We start from the raw sequence: 20837 nt of genomic DNA, 5'->3' as shown, positions 1-20837 counted from the left end.
GTGCACATCTTCAGTGACCAATCTACATCATTCGAGTCATCAGTCATAGTCGTATCAGTGACGAGTCGGATACGAGTCCAGAATGTGCTCGAAGACCAGCGCAAACGAGGTGTCGGCGGGAGGACTGACGTTCTGCTCAAAAACGTGTAGATTTCACATGACGGGGCGCGCGGTGTGCGGCTCCGGCACGGCTCGGCATACGCTTCTTGCTGAGCCCTTCGCGCCCATGTACCCGACCAGGAGCCCAAACCAGATGAACGCCTTGCCCGGAGACCTCTTCGCCCGCCGACTGCGACAGGAGAGGGAACGCCTGGGCATCAGCCAGGCTGAGCTGGCCCGCAGGATTGCCGAGATCCTTGGAACGAACGTCGACCCTTCGGCGGTGACCCGGATAGAGCAGCAAATCCGCGCCGTCCGCCTGGACGAGGCGGTCGCCGCCTCCAAGGCCCTGGACGTCCCCCTGGCGATCCTGGTCGCCGAGGATCCGGAGGCAGAGAGCGAGGCCCAGCTGCAGCAGTACCTCGCCGACCTGGCAGCGGCCCAGCGCGAGTGGGAGAAGAACAGGCTGGAGGTGCTGCGGCTCTCCAAGGCCATTCAAGTGCTCGGCGGCGGCGCTCAACTCAAAGGTGTCGTCGACTTCCGCCTCATGGAAAGCATCGACGCCCGCGTCCCGGTCGAGGAGGACGACCAGCACGGGCACCGGGTTGCCCCCGGCATCGAGGGGTCTACAACCCCAGACGCATGACGCTGTTGCGTGCCGCAGGATTGAACTCGCGGTCGTAAACGTCTACCGTCGCTGCCCGGCTCCACCGGCCGGCGCGCATGATCTCCTCCGTGCTCGCACCGTTGCGCCGCGCCTGGGTGACGTGCCCGGCCCGCAGCGAGTGGAAGCCGTAGGCAGCAGGGTTCATCCCCGCCTCGACCATGCGCGAGAGCAGCATCGTGTGCAGCGCGTCGCCGCTCACCGCCCGTGCATGGATCCGGGCGTCCTTCCTGTTGCGGTACGTTGCCCGGAGCAGGGGCGCGCCCGAGGCCAGGTCGGCGCTGCTGATGAGCGCCGTCGAGCCGGCGGCTCCGCAGACGTGCTCCTCGAGACCGTACGAGAACAGCTGCTGCATGATCCCGCGACGCCGTGTGCGCGCGTCGTCCTGCCGGGCGAGCCCGAGCAGCACGACCCAACGGTGCACCGCACACGGGGGACAGGATGCCGGCGAGCTCCCGAACGGCAGCACGACCACGTCCGGCAGCGCGTTCTCCGGGTCGGCCTTCGAGGCCCCCACATGAACGTGGACACCATCGACCGGGTGCAGCTCGAGCCGGTTCAGCGTCAGGGCCGCCGCCTCGCTCCTGCGCAGGGCCCCTGCGAACCCGAGCCACACCGCCAGGGCGTCCCTGGTGGCTGACACGCCTGCCGGATATGTGTCGTGCTCCATCACCGCGATGATCCGGACCACGTCGTCCAGAAGCAGAGGGCGCTTGCGCCGGGGCCTGGTGGCCCGCAGCTTGGCCAGCCCGCGCACGAGATCCACCACGCCGCGGTGGGCCGTGGGATCCAGAAGCCCGCCGCGGAGGTGCCTCTCGCCGATACCGGCCAGGCGCTGGCGGATCGTCGCGACGGAGAACCGGGGGAGCCCGTCGTCATCGAGCTGCGTGGACATCCAGGCGACGTACCAGCGCACGGTCTCCGGATGCGCAGGCAGCGCCTCCAGCCCGTGGCCGGTACAGAAGTCATCAAAGGCACGCCACGCCGTGGCATAGGCGCGCCGGGTGGCAGCAGACAGCGTGTGTCCTTCCAAAGACCGCGAAATTTCTTCGAGCTCGCGCAGCTCGTCGTCCACCTCCGGTTCAGGTGGGACGGTGGGAGCGCTGAGCGCTGCGAGCCTCACCTGTACTGCCATGACTCCAGTCTCGACTCACTGGCCGGAGAATCCAAGTCGCAATGGTCTGTCAGTGGCGATTCCCCATACCCGCGATCGACGGGGCGGCTTCGAACCGGGTCTCTGGTAAGTGCGCTTATCGGGGCATGGAGAAGGACTGCCTTCGCGTGACGCGGTGAGGGGAAATCAGCAGCGGCCAGGTCCCGGATAAGATCACGAGGGGCAGTGTGTCCCGCCCTGCCATGTAAGGAGTAGCAACGTGCGTGAACCATGGTCTTACGCAGACGGTAATTCAGTCGGAGTCGAGGACAGGCGCATGAGTACCAAGCGCCCAGCGACCATTGACGGTATTGCATGCGCACAAGGAATTCGTACGTGGCGAAGCTAAATCTGAAAGCCATCGAAGAGCGCGTCGCACCACTCGCCGGCCGTGAGACGTACGACCGCGAGTTCATCTTCGATCTCCTGCTCGCCTACGGAAAGCCTCAGAGCAGCGTCACTCGCCTGCGCAACGGCGATCTGAACGTCGCAGCTGACCAAGGGGGTGAGGTCGCGCAGAAGAAGGTTGTCTACTTCAAGGAGACATCTGGCGACACGCTGGAAGTGCTGGAAGAACTGAAGACGTCCCCGGACGTCGTGCGCTACAGCACGCGCTTCGTGATCGTCACCGACTACGTCGAGCTCGTCGCCACGGACACCCAGACCGGCGAGACGATCGGATTCCCGATCAGGGACATCGATCAGCACTTCACCTTCTTCCTGCCCTGGGCCGGAATGGAGAAGGCGCAGTACGTCGCCGAAACGCATGCAGACGTCAAGGCTGCCGAGCGCATGGGCAAGCTGTTTGATGAACTGCTCCGCGCGAACCCTGATCTTCTTAAGCAACCACGTGGACGCCACGCGCTTAACCTGTTCTTCACTCGTCTGCTGTTCTGCTACTTCGCCGAGGACACCGGGATCTTTGCCGAGAACCAGTTCACCAACGCCGTAGGGTCTCACACGCTGGACGACGGCTCGGACACCGCGGACTTCCTCACAGACCTGTTCACGGCGCTCGACACCGCAGAGGCGTCCGGCAGGCCCAAACACCTCGCGGCGTTCCCCTACGTCAACGGCCGGCTGTTCACGATGTCTGAGCACCACGTGGTGCCCATGTTCACCAAACAGGCGCGAGAAGAGCTCATCAATGCCGGCAAGCTCATCTGGCGCGAGATCAACCCGGACATCTTCGGCTCGATGTTCCAGGCGATCGTCACACCGGGCAAACGCAGCGACCTCGGTCAGCACTACACCTCGGTTCCGAACATCCTCAAGACGATCGAGCCGCTCTTTCTGAACGCGTTGAAAGACGATCTCGACGAGAGCTTCGACTCCGTCAAGAAGCTTGAAGCGCTGCTCGACCGGATCAGCGCCATCAAAGTCTTCGATCCCGCGTGTGGCTCCGGCAACTTCCTGATCATCGCCTATAAAGAGCTGCGAAAGCTCGAGCACGCTGTCCTCGAACGCCTTGCCGAGCTGGACGACAAGCACCAAGTGCTATTCGCCGAGTCCAGAATCAACATCGAGAACTTCTACGGGATCGAGATCGACGACTTCGCGGTTGAGGTCGCCATTCTTTCCCTGTGGATCGCCAAGCACCAGATGAACACGGAGTTCAAGGAGAAGTTCAACGTCTCGATCCCGCTGATCCCACTCAAGGAAACCGGCCAGATCAAGCAGGGCAATGCGACGCGCGTCGACTGGAACGCGATCTGCCCGAACGACGACGGTGAGATCTACCTGATCGGCAACCCACCATATGTTGGCTCAAGTATGCAATCGCCTGAACAAAAGGCAGATTTTTCATACGTTTTTGGAAGTCGACCATTCTCGAAAAACCTTGACTACATATCTCTCTGGTTCATGAAAGGCTCCGACTACATCAACAAAACTCGTGCTCAACTTGCATTCGTCACAACGAACTCAGTCGCGCAGGGCGAACACGTCAGCCTTTTATTTCCTACGATCTTCAATATGGGGATTGAGATAGGCTTCGCATACACCTCGTTCAAATGGGAGAACAATGCCAAACGGAACGCCGGTGTGACCGTCGCAGTGATCAGCTTGCGAAACGAGACATCAGCTCAGAAGTACATATTTGCAGACGATCTCCAGATCTCAGCCAAAAACATCAACGGCTACCTAGCTGACGCGCCAAGCGTCATCGTCGGACGTCGAACGAAGCCGATTTCAGGATCTCTTCCGCCGATGGTGTTTGGGTCGAAACCAACCGACGGCGGCCACCTCATCTTGAACCAGGCAGACCGTGGCAGGTTGCTCTCGATGGCCCCCGAAGCTGCAACTTTTGTTAAGAAGTACATAGGCGCTTCGGAATTCATCAACGGTGACGAGCGTTACTGCCTCTGGATCCGCGACGATGAAGTCCAAGAAGCGCATAACATTCAATATATTCACGAACGTATGGCACTCGTGCAAAAGGCACGGGAGGCAGAGAAGGCTAGCAGTATCTCCAAGAAGTTTGCAGCACAGCCGCACCGTTTTCTTCAACGCGCATACAAGCTCACCGATTCTATTGTCGTGCCGAGTGTTTCATCCGTGCGTCGAGCGTATGTTCCCATAGGCTACCTAGACAAAGACACAGTCGTTTCAAATCTTGCGTTCGCAGTTTACGACGCTGAACCATGGCTGTTTTCACTCTTGACATCGGCAATGCACATGTCGTGGACCCGGGCTGTCGGGGGCCGCATGAAGACTGACTATCGGTATTCAAACACCATCGTCTATAACAACTTCCCCATACCGCCACTGTCAGATGCGACAACGGAGAAACTCACCGCCGCTGCACTCCGGGTGCTCGACGTGAGGGAGTACCACTGTGAGCAGACTCTCGCGGAGCTCTACGACCCTGACAAAATGCCGGGTGACCTGCGACAAGCTCACGCCGAGGTGGACTCGCTGGTCGATTCGATCTACTCCAAGCGCGGATACGAGACCGATGAGCAAAGACTGTCTGACCTCTTTGCTATGTATGAGGAGATGACAAACGCCGAGGCCGCAAGGGCCCCAGTGAAGAAGACCCGGAGGACCGCGAAGTGAACGCGATCAAGAAGCCCATAAACATCGTTGACGTCACCTATGCACAAACGAAAGCTTCGGTGAACACGGACGTGCTGGGTATGCGCGACATGCAGCAGCGGGTCTTCGCGAAGCGTGACGCACAACACCTCCTCGTCAAGGCCCCGCCAGCGTCCGGGAAATCCCGTGCGCTGATGTTCGTTGCCCTCGACAAGCTGTACAACCAGGGACGTAAGAAGGTCATCGTGGCCGTCCCGGAGCGCTCAATTGGCGCGTCCTTCGCCTCGACGGAACTGTCCAAATTCGGCTTCTTCGCAGACTGGGAGATCAAGCCGGAGCACAACCTCTGTGATGCCGGCTCTTCAGCGGGCAAGGTCGACGCGTTCATCAGCTTCCTCGAAGGGCCCGATGCAACGCTCGTGTGCACCCACGCGACACTCCGCTTCGCGTTCGAGAGGCTGGCACCGGAGTCGTTCAACGGCACGGTTCTCGCGATCGACGAGTTCCACCACGTCTCTGCGGACATCGAGTCGAGCCGCCTCGGCGCGCTCCTGCGCGACGTGATGAACGGGAGTGACGTCCACATCGTCGCGATGACGGGCTCCTACTTCCGCGGGGACTCCGTCCCGGTGCTCTCGCCGGAGGACGAGGCCAAGTTCACGCCGGTCACCTTCAACTACTACGACCAGCTCAACGGATACGAGCACCTGCACTCGCTCGGCATCGGCCACCACTTCTACCAGGGCCGCTACACCGACGCGATCGGCGAAGTGCTCGACCTCGACAAGAAAACCATCGTGCACATCCCGAATGTCAACTCGGGTGAATCTACGAAGGACAAGCTCGAAGAGATCGGTCGCATTATCGATGTCATCGGGCACGTCGAGGAGACCGACCCTGACACCGGCATCATCAGCGTGCGCCGGCAGGACACTGGAATCATTGTCCGCGTCGCGGACCTCGTCGACGACACTGACCAAAAGAAACGCGGCGACACCCTCCACTACCTGGCTCATACAGCCTCCAAAAACCGCGACGCGGTCGACATCATCATTGCGCTGGGCATGGCCAAAGAAGGCTTTGACTGGCCGTTTGCCGAGCACGCCCTCACCGTCGGGTACCGGGCCTCTCTGACCGAGGTCATCCAGATCATCGGCCGGGTCACCCGCGACAGCCCAGGCAAATCCCACGCCCAGTTCACGAACCTCATCGCCGAGCCCGACGCCTCACAGGGCGAAGTGAAGGTCTCGGTCAACAACATGCTCAAGGCCATCACAGCATCGCTCCTCATGGAGCAGGTCCTCGCGCAGAACTTCACCTTCAAGACGAAGAAGTTCGACGGCGACGATTCCGCGGTGCCGGGGCAGCTGAAGATCAAGGGCTTCAAGGAGCCATCGAGCGCGCGCGTGAAGCAGATCGTGGAGACTGATCTGAACGACCTGAAGGCGACGATCCTCCAGGACGACACCTTCGCGCGGGCCGCCGCCGGCTCAGTGGACGCGGAGACGACCAACAAGGTGCTGATTCCGAAAATCATCCGCGAGAAGTACCCGGACCTCACAGAGGCGCAGGTGGAAGAGGTGCGGCAACAGGTCGTCGTGGACTCGGTGATCAAGAACGGCGAAGTGCGCACTGTAGGGGACAAGCGGTTCATCAAGATGGCGGAGAAGTTCGTCAACATCGACGAGCTAAACATCAACCTCATCGATTCGGTTAACCCGTTCCAGCGAGCGTTCGAGGTCATCTCGAGGTCGGTGACGACTTCGGTGCTGCGGATCATCCAGGACCAGATCACTGCCACCCGAGTCGAGTTCACCGAGGAAGAGGCGCTGGCCCTCGTTCCCCGGATCAAGAACTGGATTAAGGTCAACGATCGGAAACCGGACCCGAGGGCCGAGGACCCGACTGAGAAGCGGTATGCAGACGCACTGCTGTGGCTCCAGCGGGCCAAGCAGAAGCTTGAAGCACAGAAGCGCGCGACTGAGATGGTGGAGAGCGAATGAGCGATTACGACGACGTCCTCGAAGCAGCACCGTCCTCCCTGCAGGACCTCATCGACAACGACCTCGACGGGCTCCTCGACGCGCCCGAGAAACCCAAGAAGATCACCTCGTCCGACCGGCTCGAGCGGGCGTTTCTGGAAATTGTGGAGTTCCGCCGGACGCACGGGCGTCTGCCTAGCTCGGCGACCCGAGAGGTCGCCGAGCGGAAGCTTGGGGCCCGGCTCGAAGGTATCCTCGCCAACGACGAGAAGATCGCAGCGCTCAAACACCTCGACACGGAGTTCGAGCTGCTGGCAATAGAGGCAGCTCCTGAGTCGCTGGACGATCTTTTTGAGAGTGATGACCTGGACGATCTGCTCGGCGACGACTCCGGCATCCTCGACGTGTCGGATCTGCCCGTGATCAAGCGTCCCGAGGCTCCGGACTCGGTTGCCCAGCGGGTGAAGTCCGAGGACTTCGACCTGTTCGAGCCGCTGTTCAAAACGAAGCACGCCGAGCTGGCCCAGGGCACGTACAAGCTGATGCCCTTCACTGGCATGGATCTCATCCGCGAGGGTGTGTTCTTCGTGCTGAGCGGCGTCATGTGTTTTGTTGCAGAGGTCGGCGAGGACGTCGACCTGATCGTTGGTGGTAGGCCGAGGCAGAAGCAGCGCCTGCGCGTCGTCTTCGAGAACGGCACGGAGTCGGCGATGTACAGGCAGAGCCTCATGACCCGTATGTACGAGGCGCAGGGCCAGGTCCTGGCGCGGACCGGCCACGATGCGGACGAGGTCCTCGACGCGGACGTGGAGAGTGGTCATATCTACGTGCTGCAGTCGCTCAGCGACGACCCCCAGATCGCGGGAATGAAGGACCTTCACAAGATCGGTTTCTCCACCACCAAGGTCGAAACCCGCATCAAGAACGCGGCGCATTCGCCAACCTACCTGATGGCACCCGTGAAGGTGCTGGCGGACTACCAGCTCTTCAACGTGCGTGCATCGTGGCTGGAGCATCTCTTGCACCGAGTGTTTGCCGAGGTGCGTCTGGATCTGACGCAGGTCGACCGGAAGGGACGCGATTACGACCCCTCGGAGTGGTTCGTGGTGCCGCTGGAGATCATTAACAAGGCCGTTGCGATGATTATGTCCGGCGAGATCACCGACTATGTCTACGACGCCCAGCTCAAGGAACTCGTCGAACGACAAAAGGGAATGACCAATGGCGGTTGAGATGGGCTTGTGGCGGGCAGAGGGCGGCCAACTCAGCCGGATCGTGCCGGTATCAATCGGCTTGGAATCCCAGTTGGAGGGCTACATCGAGTCTGACCCGTCAGTGCTTGGCGAGCCGCTTCTCGTCATTGGCCGGCAGGTTCCGACGGCACATGGGGGATTCGTAGATCTGCTCGCGCTGGACGAAACGGCGTCGCTGCACGTAATCGAACTCAAACGCGACAAAACTCCACGCGATGTTGCCGCTCAAACCCTCGATTATGGCTCGTGGGCAGCAACCCTTGGCCGAAGCGATATCGACAATATCTTCGCCACCTACCGTCCAGGCCTTGCTCTTGAAGAAGCGTTTGCCGATCGTTTCGGCGACACTCTTCCGGAAGAGGTCAACACTGCACAAGAATTTACAATCGTTGCCGCCAGCGTTGACAACGCTACCGAGCGCATCGTGCGGTTCCTCAATGAAGACTTCGATGTTCCGATCAACGTCGTCTTCTTCAGACATTTTCAGGACAACGGATCTTCGTACCTTGCCCGCAGCTGGCTGGTCGATCAGAGCGAACAAGCCAAGTCGTCCATTTCCGCGATCTCGCGGAAGAATAAGACACGTGAGCCTTGGAACGGGTCTGACTGGTACGTCTCATTTGGTGAAGAGCCAACAGGCCGGCAATGGGTCGACGGCATGAAGTACGGTTTCGTCTCGGGCGGCGGCGGCAAGAGATACTCTCAGACGCTCAAGAATCTGCCGATTGGTGCCAGAGTCTTCGCCTACATTCCCAAGATTGGGTATGTAGGAGTTGGTACCGTCGCCGGCGAAGCCCAGCGATACGACCAAAGCACGCTTCTCGTGAACGGGGCCGATCGACAGCTGCATGAACTCGACCTCTCCGGGAATTATCGCCACGAGGGCGATGAGAACGACGACAATGCTGAATGGGTTGTTCCGGTCGAATGGATACGGGCCGTTCCACAAGCGCAGGCCGTGCGGAAAACGGGTCTTTTCGCCAACCAGAATACGGCTACAAGGCTGCGAAACCAGTTCACGATCGAGCACGTGACCGCTGCTTTCGGGCTTGATGGCTGAGCATCGGCGGATGGCCCATCGAGAGTTATGCGGACAAGAGCGGTCGCGAGTAGCAGGCCTAACCCTCGCCTGAGGCGACGCTCGTGTCGAACCAAGCCACGATGGGAGAATCGTGAGGATGACGACGGCGCTTCCCGATCTCTGGACCGACTGGTGCTCCGTCACGGGCGTGCCCACCCATAAGATCGACGAGGTATCGCTCTCGTGTTTCTCGCAGCAGGCGCAGCCGTCCCAGGCTGTGCTCGCGGCTCTGCGCCGGCGGCTGGCTCCCATAGATCCCGTCGCCCCGGCCTGGCCGCGCGGGCACCGGGACGACCCTGATTCCCTGCAGCGGTTGATCCGGCGCGCAACGGCGATCATCCAGCACCCGGACACCCACTGGGTTTTCCGGCTGCGGCTGCGGCGGATGCTGTTCGCGGCGGTGCTGCTGGCACGTCGCACCCACGGAGGCCTCGGACTGGACAGGTCAGCTGCGCTGGGACTGCGGCCGGACGGAATGCACCGGGTGCGCGGGCAGATCGGTGTCGCCCCGGAACCGGATGCCTGTCCGGCATGCGCCACCTGGTCGTGGCTCGATGTGATCGGCACCAACAGCGGGTGGTCGCACGGCTCCGTCCGCGCCCTGGGGAACCGCCGCGACGAAGACGGCCCCGCGCACCGGCACCTGCGGCCGGACCCCAATCCGGACTGGCACCTCTGCGTCGGCATGCTGCCAGCCGTGGACCGCTGGGGATGGATCGATGCCTACCGCTCCATGCACCCATCCTCGCTGTCGGCGGTCATCAGTGCCGCAGCCCTGCTGCTCGACAGTCCGGAGCCCGCACCTGCGCCGGTGCCTGCTGCAGCTGCGATGCCGGCCAGCCCCAGGCGGCAGATGTCGCGCGAGGAGGAAGAGCAGATCCTCAAGCGCGCCGATGAACTGACCGCGCGCGTCGAGGCGATCCTTCGCGAGTTCGACACCGGCCGATAAAGTCGTGTGTATGGGATTCAACTGGGAGCAGGTCCTCGGGACCAATGGTGCAGGCCTCTCCGATACCTACGACCAGAGCGCCTCGGACGAGTTGTACCAGGACCACCCGAGCGCGGCTCCGCCAGCAGGTCCGGAAGACCCGGGCGATGAGGTCGTCCGCCTGCCGTTCGACGAGAGCTGAGCGCAGACCGACGTGAGGCATGACTGGCTCCCGGACCGCCACCTCGGCGTTGCCGCCACACTGGCACATGCAGAGGAGCTGATCGGACAGGTTTCCGCACTGCTGTTCGCCTACCAGACGCAGCCCGAGGGCATCTTCGGGCTGGTCGAAGTGCCCACGACCGCCGCGTTCAGCTGCACAGTCGTTGGGCGCGTGGCTCCGATCCCACGGAAAGTGCCGCTCCTCGTAGCCGACGCGCTCGTGACGCTTCGGGCTGCGCTCGAACACACCCTTTTCGCAGAGGCCGAGTTCCTGGACGGTGCGCCCCTCGACGCGAAGGCGGCCAAACTGGTCGAAGTGCCTGCCTCGGACACCTGGGAGAAATTTGAGGACTGGAAGAAAAAGCGGGCCCGCAATGGGCCTCCGTCGCTGCGAGGGCGGGGAGAGCTCGCCCGACGGCTGGAGGCCCTGCAGCCGTTCCACCGTCGGATGGAGCCGCAGTCCCATCCTCTTGCCCGGCTTGTGCTGCACACCAATCATGCGAAGCACAGGATGCCGGCGATCACCGCGGTCCGCCTGGCTGCCATGTACGAGGACGACCGGATGCCCCGTTCAATCCGTGATCTTGCGCCTCGGCCCGAGGAACCGCTGCGTGTCGGCGAGGTCATCGCCCAGACACCCATCGGCACGAAGGTCCCCGTCACCCTGTTCCCGACAGTCGGGATCAATCGGCCGGGTACTGACCGGTGGCCGGTGCTAATCGAGGAGCTGGAGGAGATCGCCCACTGGGTACGCACGCAAGCCGTTCCGCGCCTGATCACAGGGACCGAGCCACCCGAGCCTGGGCTTCCGACGCGCTACGAGATCTCCGTCGGACATGAGGACGAGCGCCAGGCGATGTCGGCGGGGTCGACGACATCGGCCGGGGAACGCCACAAAAAGGCCTTGGTTGCAGCATCGGCGCGTGGCGATCTAGCCGAGATGATCAGCATGATAGATGGCTCCCCGAGCGAACCGCAGATCGCCAGGTGGCTGGCTCAGCTGAACGATGAGGAGGTGCTCGAACAGATGTCGCGGCTGCGGGTGGCATTCGACTACGACCCCGAGGTCGAGCGGCACAATCTCGAAGTCCTGAAGGGCTGTCGAGATGCGGCGCTCAGGTTCGGGGACAGCGACGGGCCCCACAAGAAGTAAGCTGGGTCCCCTCGACGGGATGCCCGTTTTGGGACATAACCGCAGGTCAGGGCGCATGCACGCTTAAGTGTGCACTCCTCCGGGAGCCGGAAAGACCATGTTGGCCGAGAGGTTGCCTGGTCTACTTCCGGATTTGGCGGAGACAGCAGCAATGGAAGTGACGGCCATCCATTCCTTGGCAGCCGTCCAGGCATCCGCCGTGCGGCTCATTCACAGGCCGCCTTTTGAGAATCCCCACCACAGCGCCACTGCCGCGGCGATCATCGGCGGCGGCTCGGGACTTCCCCGGCCGGGCGCGGCATCGCGGGCGCATCGGGGAGTGCTGTTCCTGGACGAGGCTCCCGAGTACGAGCGACGGGTCCTGGATGCCCTTCGCCAGCCCCTTGAGAGCGGTGAGCTTGTCATCCACCGGTCTGCCGGCACGGCGGCGTACCCCGCGCGCTTTCAACTCATTCTGGCGGCGAATCCCTGTCCCTGTGGCAAAGCAACCGGCAAAGGCCTGGACTGCACGTGCACGGCGATGATGCGGCGTCGCTACATCGGCAGAATGTCCGGCCCGTTGCTGGACCGCGTTGACATTCAACTGAACGTGGAACGGGTGTCCTTGGCGGATTTCGGCCATGCCGGGCAGGAGGAGGACACACGGACCGTAGCGGAACGGGTGCTGGCGGCCAGGGAGCGGCAGTTGCTGCGCCTGAAGAACACCGGGCTCGAAACCAACTCCCAAGTACCGGGAAGGATCCTGCGAGGACAGCTGCGGTTGCCTCCGGGAACCACGAGGATCCTGGACACCGCACTCGAGCGGGGAGTGCTGACCGCTCGCGGCTACGATCGCGTCCTTCGCCTCGCGTGGACACTCGCTGACTTGGACCGCAGCGAGCGACCGGATGCTGACCATATTGGGCAAGCGCTCGGCCTGAGGCAGGCCGCGGCGGCGACATGAGCGAACGACACGAACGCAATGAACGGAAAACGGCAGGAGTGGCAGGAATGAGCGTGCACGACAAAGAACGGGTAGCCCGGGCCGCGTTGGCCCGGCTGATGGAGCCGCAGGACTCAGTGGGACTGGCCCTGGTGCAGGTGGTCGGCGCTGTGGATGCGTTGAGGGTTGCCACGGGGGAGCTCGGGACCGGTCCTGGTATGGAGCAGGAGATTTCTGCGGTCCTCCGCGACGGGGGCGGACCCGCAACGTGGGCAGGTATGCAGGATAGCCTCAGGCGCTGGGCTCCGCGTGTTGCTGACCTGGCCCCTGACCGGGACCTGGAGACCATGCGGCGGTTGGGTGGCCGGTTGATTGTTCCCGGAGATGATTTGTGGCCGGCACAACTTTCGGATCTGGGCCTTCAGGAACCGCTGTGCCTGTGGTGGAGGGGGCACGAACAGGAGTTGCCGTCGGCAGGTCGGGCCATTGCACTTGTGGGTTCAAGGGACAGTACAAGCTACGGCGCGTCCGTCACGGGCGACTTCGCCTTCGGGCTTGCCCAGCGGGGCTTCAGTGTGGTCTCAGGCGGCGCCTACGGCATCGACGCGCACGCGCACCGCGGAGCACTCAATGGAGGCGTAGCCGGGCTGCCTACCATCGCCGTGATGGCAGGGGGAGTAGACCGCTTTTATCCCTCCGGCAACGAGGATCTCCTTCGGGCGGTGGCCGCGCAGGGAGCGGTGATCTCCGAAGTTCCTCCGGGGTCCGCGCCCACGCGTTACAGATTCCTGCAAAGAAACCGCCTCATTGCAGCCTTGTCCTCGGTCACTGTTGTGGTGGAGGCGCGTTGGCGCTCCGGCGCCCTGAATACCGCCCATCACGCCGAGTCGATAGGCCGGGTCGTGGCTGCGGTTCCAGGATCCGTTCACAGCGCCAATTCCGCCGGTTGCCACCGCCTGCTCAGGGACGGGGGAGCCGTTTGCGTCACGGATGTCGGTGAGGTCGCTGAGCTTGCGGGGGCCATCGGTGCATCCGGCGCCCAGGACGAGGGGAACCAGCAATACCAGGAACGCGGCGCAAACCAGGAATCCAGCGCCGCGGTGCACGATGGATTGTCCCTGGAGGATTTGATTCTCCTGGACGCATTGCCCCTTCGATCCACCAGCTCGGTGGAGAAGCTCACGGTGGTGGCAGGTTTGAGTCCGGAGTCCGTTCGCGCTGGACTCGGCCGGCTGGGGCTGTTGGGACTGGCAGTCTCGGACCGGGGCGCCTGGAAGCGTGGAAAGAATGCCTGACCCTCCCGCGAAAAGCATGTTGGTGCGGGCGCTGGGGGACGACTGCTGGCACAGTTGGAAAGATGGACGGACAATCACTACCTACAGCGCTGGCCGGCGCCGTCGAGGGCTTCCGGCGCTACTTGGAGGGGGAACGGGCGCGGTCCACCCATACCGTTCGTGCCTATATCGCGGACGTCGAGAGCCTGCTGGGTTTTGCTGTCCGGGAGGGGGTTGAAGAACTCCCGCAATTGGAGCTCGGATCGCTTCGGCGTTGGCTCGGCGCGCAGAGCGAAGCGGGGATGTCCCGGGCCACCTTGGCCAGACGCGCAGCAACTGCCCGGGCTTTCACCGGCTGGGCACTCCGGGAAGAACTGATCCCAACAGACCCGGCAATACGTCTGCAAGCTCCCAAACGCAGCAAGTCACTTCCCGGGGTCCTTCAGCAACAGCAGGTCACCCGCATGGTGGAGGACCTGAACATCGCTGCGGAGGATGGCGGCCCGATGGCTATCCGCAACCGGGCAATGGTTGAGCTTCTCTATGCCACAGGAGTCCGGGTCGGCGAGCTTGCCGGGCTGGACATCGATGACCTGGATCCGGACCGAAGGACCCTGCGCGTGTTGGGCAAGGGAAACAAAGAACGCACGGTGCCGTTCGGGGTCCCGGCTGCCGTGGCTGTGGACGACTGGCTCAGGCGTGGCCGCCCGGCCGTCGTGACCGCAGGCAGCGGCCCCGCCTTGTTTCTGGGTGTCAGGGGCAACCGCGTGGATCCGCGACAGATCCGCGCCGTGGTGAGCGATCTGCTGCATGCCTTGGGCGATACCTCAGCCACCGGACCACATGCGCTAAGGCACAGTGCGGCTACGCATCTGCTGGACGGCGGGGCAGACCTTCGCGCAGTCCAGGAGATCCTCGGTCACAGCAGCCTCGCCACTACCCAGATCTACACCCACGTTTCCGTTGACCGGCTCCGCAATAGCTATCAACAGGCGCACCCACGGGCTTGATCATGACCCTTACAACCCCCGCACTGGCGGAAACCGGCAGCGTACGGCAAAATGAAAGCACCATGGGGAAACCTTCAATGCAGGCTTGAGGGTTACTTCTGTGCCAAGATCGTCAAAAGGACCTACACAACTGAATAGCCTGTCAGGGCCATCATGAAATTCATGACATCCGGCAGCACAGGCAGACCATCCAAGCAGAGGTCGTTGGGGAAGACGTACCTACAGCTATGGAGGATGGAATGTCTGTTGCAACAACCCGCGGTGTCCTGTTCGTGCACTCGGCCCCTACGGCGCTTTGCCCGCACGTCGAGTGGGCCATTGGATCGGTCGTGGATAAGCGGACCGATCTTGAGTGGACCCCTCAACCCGCCGCGCCCGGAATGTTCAGGGCCGAGCTTTCGTGGACGGGCGCCCCTGGAACCGGTGCCCAGTTGGCGTCGGCCCTGAGGGGCTGGGCCCACTTGCGCTACGAAGTCACCGAAGAACCAAGCCAGGGGGTGGATGGCGCCCGTTGGTCCCATACCCCTGAACTCGGTATTTTCCACGCCGTCACGGACGTGCACGGAAACATCATGGTGACCGAGGACCGCATCCGCTATGCCTATGAGTCCGGCGCCGGGGATCCCTCAGCGGTCTACCACGAGCTGTCATTGGCCCTTGGCGAGGCGTGGGACGAAGAACTCGAGCCGTTCCGCCACGCCGCAGAAGGTGCTCCGGTGCGCTGGCTGCACCAGGTCGGCTGACAGCGACCCACGACAAATACCCCATAGCAATGAAGAGGGCCCCACCAACTGGTGGGGCCCTCTTCATGTCGCACGTTGCGGCAGCTGCAGATCCTGCTTAGACGTTGCGTACCGCGATGACTGCGTTGTGTCCGCCGAAACCGAAGGAGTTGCTCAGCGCGACGATATCGCCGGCGGGCAGGTCCCTGACGGAAGTTACGACGTCGAGCGGGATCTCCGGATCCTGGTTCTCGAGGTTGATGGTGACCGGTGCCTTGCGCTCGTAGACGGCCAGGACCGTCAGAACGGCTTCAACGGCGCCTGAAGCACCCAGGAGGTGTCCCATCTGGGACTTGGTGGCGGAGACCGCTACGTTGTCCACGTGGGTCCCCAGGGCGGCACGGAGGGCCGTGTACTCGGGCTTGTCACCAACGGGGGTGGACGTAGCGTGTGCGTTGACGTGCACCACGTCCTCAGCCTGGATCCGGCCGTCGAACATGGCAGCCTTCAGCGCCCTGGTGGCACCCAGGCCTTCGGGGTCCGGTGCTGTGATGTGGTAGGCATCCGCGGTCACCGACGTGCCGGCAAGCTCGGCGTAGATGCGCGCACCACGGGCGATCGCGTGCTCCTCGGCTTCAAGGACAAGGGCACCGGCGCCTTCACCCATGACAAAGCCGTCGCGGTCGATGTCGTACGGGCGGGATGCGCGTTCCGGCTCATCGTTGCGGCGGGAGAGGGCCTGCATCGAGGAGAACGCTGCCAGGGGCATCGGGTGGATTGCTGCTTCCGCGCCACCACACACCACAACGTCAGCCTTGCCGGACCGGATAAGGTCCAGTCCCAGGTGAAGTGCTTCGGTGCCGGACGCACAGGCAGAAACCGGCGTATGCGCTCCGGCACGTGCGCCGAGGTCGAGGCTGACCGCGGCAGCAACGCCATTGGGCATGAGCATGGGAACCGTCATGGGCAGGACCCTGCGGGGGCCTTTGTCCCTGAGGGTGTCCCACGCATCCAGGAGGGTCCAGACGCCGCCAATGCCGGTGGCGAAGGCCACAGCCAGCCGGTCGTGGTCGATGTCCTCAATCCCGGAGTCGGCCCAGGCCTCGCGGGCGGCGATGACGCCAAACTGCGTGGACGGGTCCATGCGCTTGGCCTCAACGCGGCTCAGTACCTCAAGTGCCGGGGTGGAGCACCGGGCAGCAAAGTGGACGGGGAGGTCGTACTTGGCCACCCACTCGTCGTCGAGCGTGTGGGCGCCGGAGACGCCTTTCAGCGCGTTCTGCCACATTGTGGGTACGTCGCCGCCGATGGGAGTGGTGGCCCCCAGACCGGTTATGACTACTTTGCGTGCCATGCGATCACTCTCTGTCGGATCAGCCATCCCGCCTGCAGGGTTCACAGGGGTAGGCAGGAAAATCTTTGGGCGTTATTGCGGCTGTGCCGGGCGCAGGGACTAGCGCCCTGGCCCGGCACAGCTGGTGTCAGGACTAGGCCTGTGCGTTGGCGATGAAGCTGACGGCGTCGCCGACGGTCTTGAGGTTCTTGACCTCTTCGTCGGGGATGCGGACGCCGAACTTCTCTTCAGCGTTGACAACGATGGTCATCATCGAGATGGAGTCGATGTCCAGGTCCTCGGTGAAGGACTTGTCGAGCTCTACGGCTTCGGTGGCGAGGCCCGTCTCTTCGTTGACGATTTCAGCCAGGCCGGCCAGGATCTCTTCGTTGCTAGCCATTGTTGGCTCCTTTTCTTGTTGTACCGGCTGCTGCCGGAAAGGGGGCAAACCGCGGTTACGGTTTGGGTTTTCAAGTCATATTCAGTTGGCTGGAGGCCACCGGGGCCGGTCCAGGTCTATGGCAGGACGACAACCTGGGCGCCGAAGACCAAGCCCGCGCCGAAGCCGATCTGCAGGGCAAGGCCGCCGCTCAGGCCAGGGTTCTCCTGGAGCAAGCGATGGGTTGCGAGAGGGATGGAAGCCGCAGACGTGTTTCCGGCCTGCGCAATATCGCGGCCGATCACAACAGACTCGGGAAGCTTCAGCTTCTTCACCATCTCGTCGATGATGCGCATGTTCGCCTGGTGGGGAACGAACGCAGCGAGGTCACTGGCTTCGATACCGGCAGCATCCAACGCCTGCTGGGCCACCTTGGCCATCTCCCAGACCGCCCAACGGAAGACGGTCTGGCCGTCCTGGCGCAGGGTCGGCCAAACATCCTGTGTTGCGGAAAGGATGGCGGGGTCGTCAATTTCGTCGGAATGCCTGGCGGATTCGCCAAGCTTCTTGACGTCTTCCAGCGAGTGGGTCATGCCGATTGCATCCCACTTGCTGCCGTCGGAGCCCCACACGGACGGGCCGATGCCCGGCGTGTCAGACGGACCCACCACGACTGCGCCGGCTCCATCGCCCAAGAGGAAGGAGATGGTGCGCTCGTGGTTGTCGATGACGTCCGAGAGCTTCTCAGCACCGACTACCAGGACGTACTCGGCCGCGCCGGAGCGGACCAGCGCATCAGCCTGGGCCACGCCGTAGCAGTACCCTGCGCAGGCGGCGGAGATGTCAAAGGCGGGTGCCGGCGTCGCGCCGAGGCGTTCGGTGAGTGCAGCGGCGGCGGATGGCGTCGCGTAGGGGTGCGTGACGGTGGAGACGATCACGGCACCCAGCTGGGACGGTTCGATGCCGGCCTGCTGGATGGCCTCCCTCGCCGCGCCTTCGGCCATGTCGATGACGCTCACATCGGCGGCTGCGCGGTGGCGGGTGATGATGCCGGTCCGCTGGCGGATCCATTCATCCGAGGAATCGATCCACTGGCAGACGTCCTCATTGGTGACGATGACGTCCGGGCGGTAGGCCCCGATGCCGAGAATGCGGGCATTCTCGTTGACGGTGGCTTTCTTCAGTACCGGCGTGCTCATGCCTGTCCCTCCAGTTCAGCAAAGAGTGCGAGTGCCGCAGACAGGTCATCCGGGGTTTTGACTGCAACAGTCTTCACGCCGGGCATGCCGCGTTTTGCCAGACCCGCAAGGGTTCCGGCGGGAGCAAGTTCGATGACGCCGGTGACGCCGCGCGCCACCAATGTCTCCATGCACAGGTCCCAACGGACGGGCCGGGAAACCTGGGCGATCAAGCTATCGACGGCGGCAGGGCCGTCGGTGACTTCCTGGCCGTCGTAGTTGGACAACAGCGGGACTGTCGGTTTTTGGGGCGACAGTGACGGCTTCAGCGCTTCCAGTGCGCTGACTGCAGGGGCCATATGCGAAGTGTGGAATGCGCCCGCAACCTTGAGCGGAATGACACGTGCCTTTGCCGGCGGGTTCTCTGCAAGGGCCTTGAGCTGTTCGAAGGTACCCGCGGCGACGGTCTGGCCGGCACCGTTGACGTTGGCCGGCGTTGCGCCGGCAGCTTCGATGGCTGCCAGGACCTCAGCTGGGTCGCCGCCAACCACGGCGCTCATTCCGGTGGGGGTGACGGCAGCCGCTGCTGCCATGCTGTTTGCACGCTCGCGTACGAAGGTCATGGCCTCGGACTCGGTGAGGACGCCGGCAAGGGCGGAGGCGGTGATCTCGCCGACGGAGTGGCCGGCGAGGATAACGGGAAGGGTGCTCAGCTCAACGTCGAACAGGGACTTCGCGGCCACAAGGCCGGCAGCAACAATGAGGGGCTGCGCAACCGCAGTGTCCTTGATGGTCTCTTCGTCCGAGGTGGTGCCGTGGGCCTTGAGGTCAATGCCTGCGATCTCGCTCAGGGCGGCCAGTTGGCCTTCGACGGAGGGGAGTTCCAGCCAGGGGGCCAAAAATCCGGGGGTCTGGGAGCCCTGTCCAGGGCAGACGATTGCAAGCACGTATCCAGCTTTCCAAATTGCCACGTGATCTACTGGTGTTTTGGTACACCAAGCTCACTGGGTCAGTTTGTAGGAAGTCTACAACGGTTCAGCTCTGCGAACGTGACGCATGACGTTCCGGAACGGCTTTCGGCGGAGCCGAAAGGCGGCCCACCACCAGGGCGGTTTGCAGAACAAACGCCTCCCGCGGAAGGAGGGGATCCCAGCCTGTCACGTCGCAGACACGCTTCAAACGGTAGCGCACCGTATTGGCATGGACGAACAGTTCCCGGGCCGTAGCCTCCAGTGAATGACCCAGTTCAAGGTAGGTGCCCAAGGTCTCCACGAGGCCGTTTGAGGCGGCCAGGAGCGGCCTGTAGATGTTCTTGATCAACGATCGCCTGGCTGCGTCATCGCCCGAGGCCACGCGCTCCGGTAGCAGATCGTCTGCTGCGACGGGGCGGGGCGCCGAGGGCCACGCACGGGCGGCCGTGAGGCCGGCGAAGGCGGCCTGGGCGGAACTGCTCGCTTCCAGCAAAGATCCGGCCTCCGGACCGTAAACCACGGCACCGGGGGCAAAGAGTTCACTGAGTTTGAGGTAAGCGGTGTCCCGGTCCTGGACGCCACCAAGGATCAGGATGAGCCGGTCGCCCTGGATTCCCACCAGCGCATCCTCGGCAAATCGCCCGGCAGTACGGCGCAGTTCGCTGACGTAGCTTGCACTGGGTTCCGACGGAGAGTTGCCCACCATCACGGTGAAGCGTTCCTGTGCTTTCCAGCCCAGCGCCGCGATCCGTGACCGCAAGGCATCTGTATTTTCCCCACGGAGGATGGCATCCACAATCAGCGCTTCCAGCCTGGTGTCCCACGACCCGCGGGACTCGGCGGCACGTGCGTAAACATCGGCAGCGGCAAATGCGACCTCGCGCGAATAGCGCAGGACGGCTTCGCGCAACGACGGCTGGTCGGACTCCGGGGCGATCACCGGTACCTGGTCCTCCACCACTTCCACCACGATGCGGATCAGCTGCAGGGCCTTTTGGAGGCTGATTGAGCGGGTGAGCTCGGTGGGGGCATTGCCGAAGACGTCCGTGAGGATCCAGGACGGTGAACTGGGGCGCTCATACCAGGTCACGAACGCCGCGATGCCGTTTTGTGCCACCAGGCCGAGCGCCGATCGTTCATCGGAGCTCAGGCGGCTGTACCAGGGGAGCGATTTCTCCAGTTGGCGCATGGTGCTGGTGGACAGTTGCCCTACGTTCGCGCGGAGCTGCCGGAGAGTTTCCGCCTTTTCCGGCGACAATGCCGGGGTTGCTGCCTTGCGCTTTGACGTTGTTTTGGTGGGCTCTGCCATGGAATGAGCATACGGCCCAGCCCGGTGAACCTCCATTTGTGCGAAGGCTACAACTAGCCTTGTTGCCCGTCACGTCCCGTCGAGCGCCTGCGTACAGCTTTAAACGCCCGACGGCGGCCCCCACCTTTTGGTGAGGACCGCCGTCGCGGATGGTGCTGGTGACGCGTG

The 20837-nt window shown here is 63.0% G+C and carries 17 protein-coding genes and 1 pseudogene; 12 read left to right on the top strand and 6 right to left on the bottom strand.

Translation table 11 applies throughout. From position 1 onward, the window contains the following. The first annotated feature begins 253 nt into the window (after positions 1-253). Complete coding sequence (locus tag ACNAOU_RS12580; protein WP_133830691.1) at positions 254-745, top strand: helix-turn-helix domain-containing protein; 492 nt, start codon at positions 254-256, stop codon at positions 743-745. Here the strand turns inward: ACNAOU_RS12580 and ACNAOU_RS12575 are convergent. Then, positions 726-1898: a hypothetical protein gene (locus ACNAOU_RS12575; protein WP_056387362.1), complete on the bottom strand. Its 1173-nt coding sequence runs from the start codon at positions 1896-1898 to the stop codon at positions 726-728. The two genes, ACNAOU_RS12580 and ACNAOU_RS12575, sit on opposite strands and share 20 nt — an antisense overlap. 354 nt (positions 1899-2252) lie before the next feature. Between ACNAOU_RS12575 and ACNAOU_RS12570 the strand changes: the two genes are divergently transcribed. The 11 genes and pseudogenes from ACNAOU_RS12570 (at position 2253) to ACNAOU_RS12520 (ending at position 15520) form a co-directional block, all read left to right on the top strand. Continuing rightward, positions 2253-4973, top strand: a complete 2721-nt coding sequence (locus ACNAOU_RS12570; protein WP_208294358.1) for a DNA methyltransferase — start codon at positions 2253-2255, stop codon at positions 4971-4973. Continuing rightward, the gene (locus ACNAOU_RS12565; protein ID WP_284975293.1) at positions 4970-6955 is read left to right on the top strand and encodes a DEAD/DEAH box helicase; all 1986 of its coding nucleotides are present in this window, start codon (positions 4970-4972) and stop codon (positions 6953-6955) included. Before ACNAOU_RS12570 ends, ACNAOU_RS12565 begins: the two co-directional genes overlap by 4 nt. Then, complete coding sequence (locus ACNAOU_RS12560; RefSeq protein ID WP_133830688.1) at positions 6952-8166, top strand: GIY-YIG nuclease family protein; 1215 nt, start codon at positions 6952-6954, stop codon at positions 8164-8166. The genes ACNAOU_RS12565 and ACNAOU_RS12560 overlap by 4 nt, the downstream gene beginning before the upstream one ends. Further along, positions 8156-9247 (top strand): endonuclease NucS, encoded by a 1092-nt coding sequence (locus ACNAOU_RS12555; RefSeq protein WP_133830687.1) that lies wholly within the window; start codon positions 8156-8158, stop codon positions 9245-9247. The genes ACNAOU_RS12560 and ACNAOU_RS12555 overlap by 11 nt, the downstream gene beginning before the upstream one ends. Before the next feature lie 112 nt (positions 9248-9359). After that, the gene (locus ACNAOU_RS12550) at positions 9360-10217 is read left to right on the top strand and encodes a hypothetical protein (RefSeq protein WP_422757054.1); all 858 of its coding nucleotides are present in this window, start codon (positions 9360-9362) and stop codon (positions 10215-10217) included. Between the two features lie 10 nt (positions 10218-10227). Continuing rightward, complete coding sequence (locus ACNAOU_RS12545; RefSeq protein ID WP_166651669.1) at positions 10228-10398, top strand: hypothetical protein; 171 nt, start codon at positions 10228-10230, stop codon at positions 10396-10398. Positions 10399-10410: 12 nt separating this feature from the next. Continuing rightward, a complete protein-coding gene (locus ACNAOU_RS12540; RefSeq protein ID WP_284975294.1) occupies positions 10411-11571 on the top strand; it encodes a hypothetical protein in 1161 nt (386 codons plus the stop codon). A gap of 76 nt (positions 11572-11647) precedes the next feature. Next, positions 11648-12514: pseudogene (locus tag ACNAOU_RS12535) on the top strand (YifB family Mg chelatase-like AAA ATPase); the annotation flags it as partial. A 47-nt stretch (positions 12515-12561) separates the two neighbouring features. Beyond that, positions 12562-13788, top strand: coding sequence for a DNA-processing protein DprA (dprA, locus tag ACNAOU_RS12530; protein ID WP_422757053.1), 1227 nt, complete (start codon positions 12562-12564; stop codon positions 13786-13788). Positions 13789-13850: 62 nt separating this feature from the next. Next, the gene (locus ACNAOU_RS12525; protein WP_018776198.1) at positions 13851-14777 is read left to right on the top strand and encodes a tyrosine recombinase XerC; all 927 of its coding nucleotides are present in this window, start codon (positions 13851-13853) and stop codon (positions 14775-14777) included. Between the two features lie 239 nt (positions 14778-15016). Continuing rightward, on the top strand, positions 15017-15520 hold the full coding sequence (locus ACNAOU_RS12520) for a DUF3145 domain-containing protein (RefSeq protein WP_018776197.1): 504 nt from the start codon (positions 15017-15019) through the stop codon (positions 15518-15520). A gap of 97 nt (positions 15521-15617) precedes the next feature. Here the strand turns inward: ACNAOU_RS12520 and ACNAOU_RS12515 are convergent, their stop codons facing one another. The 5 genes from ACNAOU_RS12515 to ACNAOU_RS12495 form a co-directional block, all read right to left on the bottom strand. Beyond that, positions 15618-16853, bottom strand: coding sequence for a beta-ketoacyl-[acyl-carrier-protein] synthase family protein (locus tag ACNAOU_RS12515; RefSeq protein ID WP_018776196.1), 1236 nt, complete (start codon positions 16851-16853; stop codon positions 15618-15620). Between the two features lie 133 nt (positions 16854-16986). Continuing rightward, complete coding sequence (locus tag ACNAOU_RS12510) at positions 16987-17232, bottom strand: acyl carrier protein (RefSeq protein WP_011692310.1); 246 nt, start codon at positions 17230-17232, stop codon at positions 16987-16989. Positions 17233-17348: 116 nt separating this feature from the next. Beyond that, positions 17349-18410 (bottom strand): beta-ketoacyl-ACP synthase III, encoded by a 1062-nt coding sequence (locus tag ACNAOU_RS12505; protein ID WP_018776195.1) that lies wholly within the window; start codon positions 18408-18410, stop codon positions 17349-17351. Beyond that, the gene (locus ACNAOU_RS12500) at positions 18407-19336 is read right to left on the bottom strand and encodes an ACP S-malonyltransferase (protein ID WP_018776194.1); all 930 of its coding nucleotides are present in this window, start codon (positions 19334-19336) and stop codon (positions 18407-18409) included. The genes ACNAOU_RS12505 and ACNAOU_RS12500 overlap by 4 nt, the downstream gene beginning before the upstream one ends. An 88-nt stretch (positions 19337-19424) precedes the next feature. Next, complete coding sequence (locus ACNAOU_RS12495) at positions 19425-20669, bottom strand: PucR family transcriptional regulator (RefSeq protein ID WP_413306088.1); 1245 nt, start codon at positions 20667-20669, stop codon at positions 19425-19427. Positions 20670-20837 lie beyond the last annotated feature (168 nt).

The organism is Paenarthrobacter sp. C1 (assembly GCF_049315185.1).
GTDB lineage: Bacteria > Actinomycetota > Actinomycetes > Actinomycetales > Micrococcaceae > Arthrobacter > Arthrobacter nicotinovorans.
This window is presented reverse-complemented; position numbering and strand designations above follow the sequence as displayed.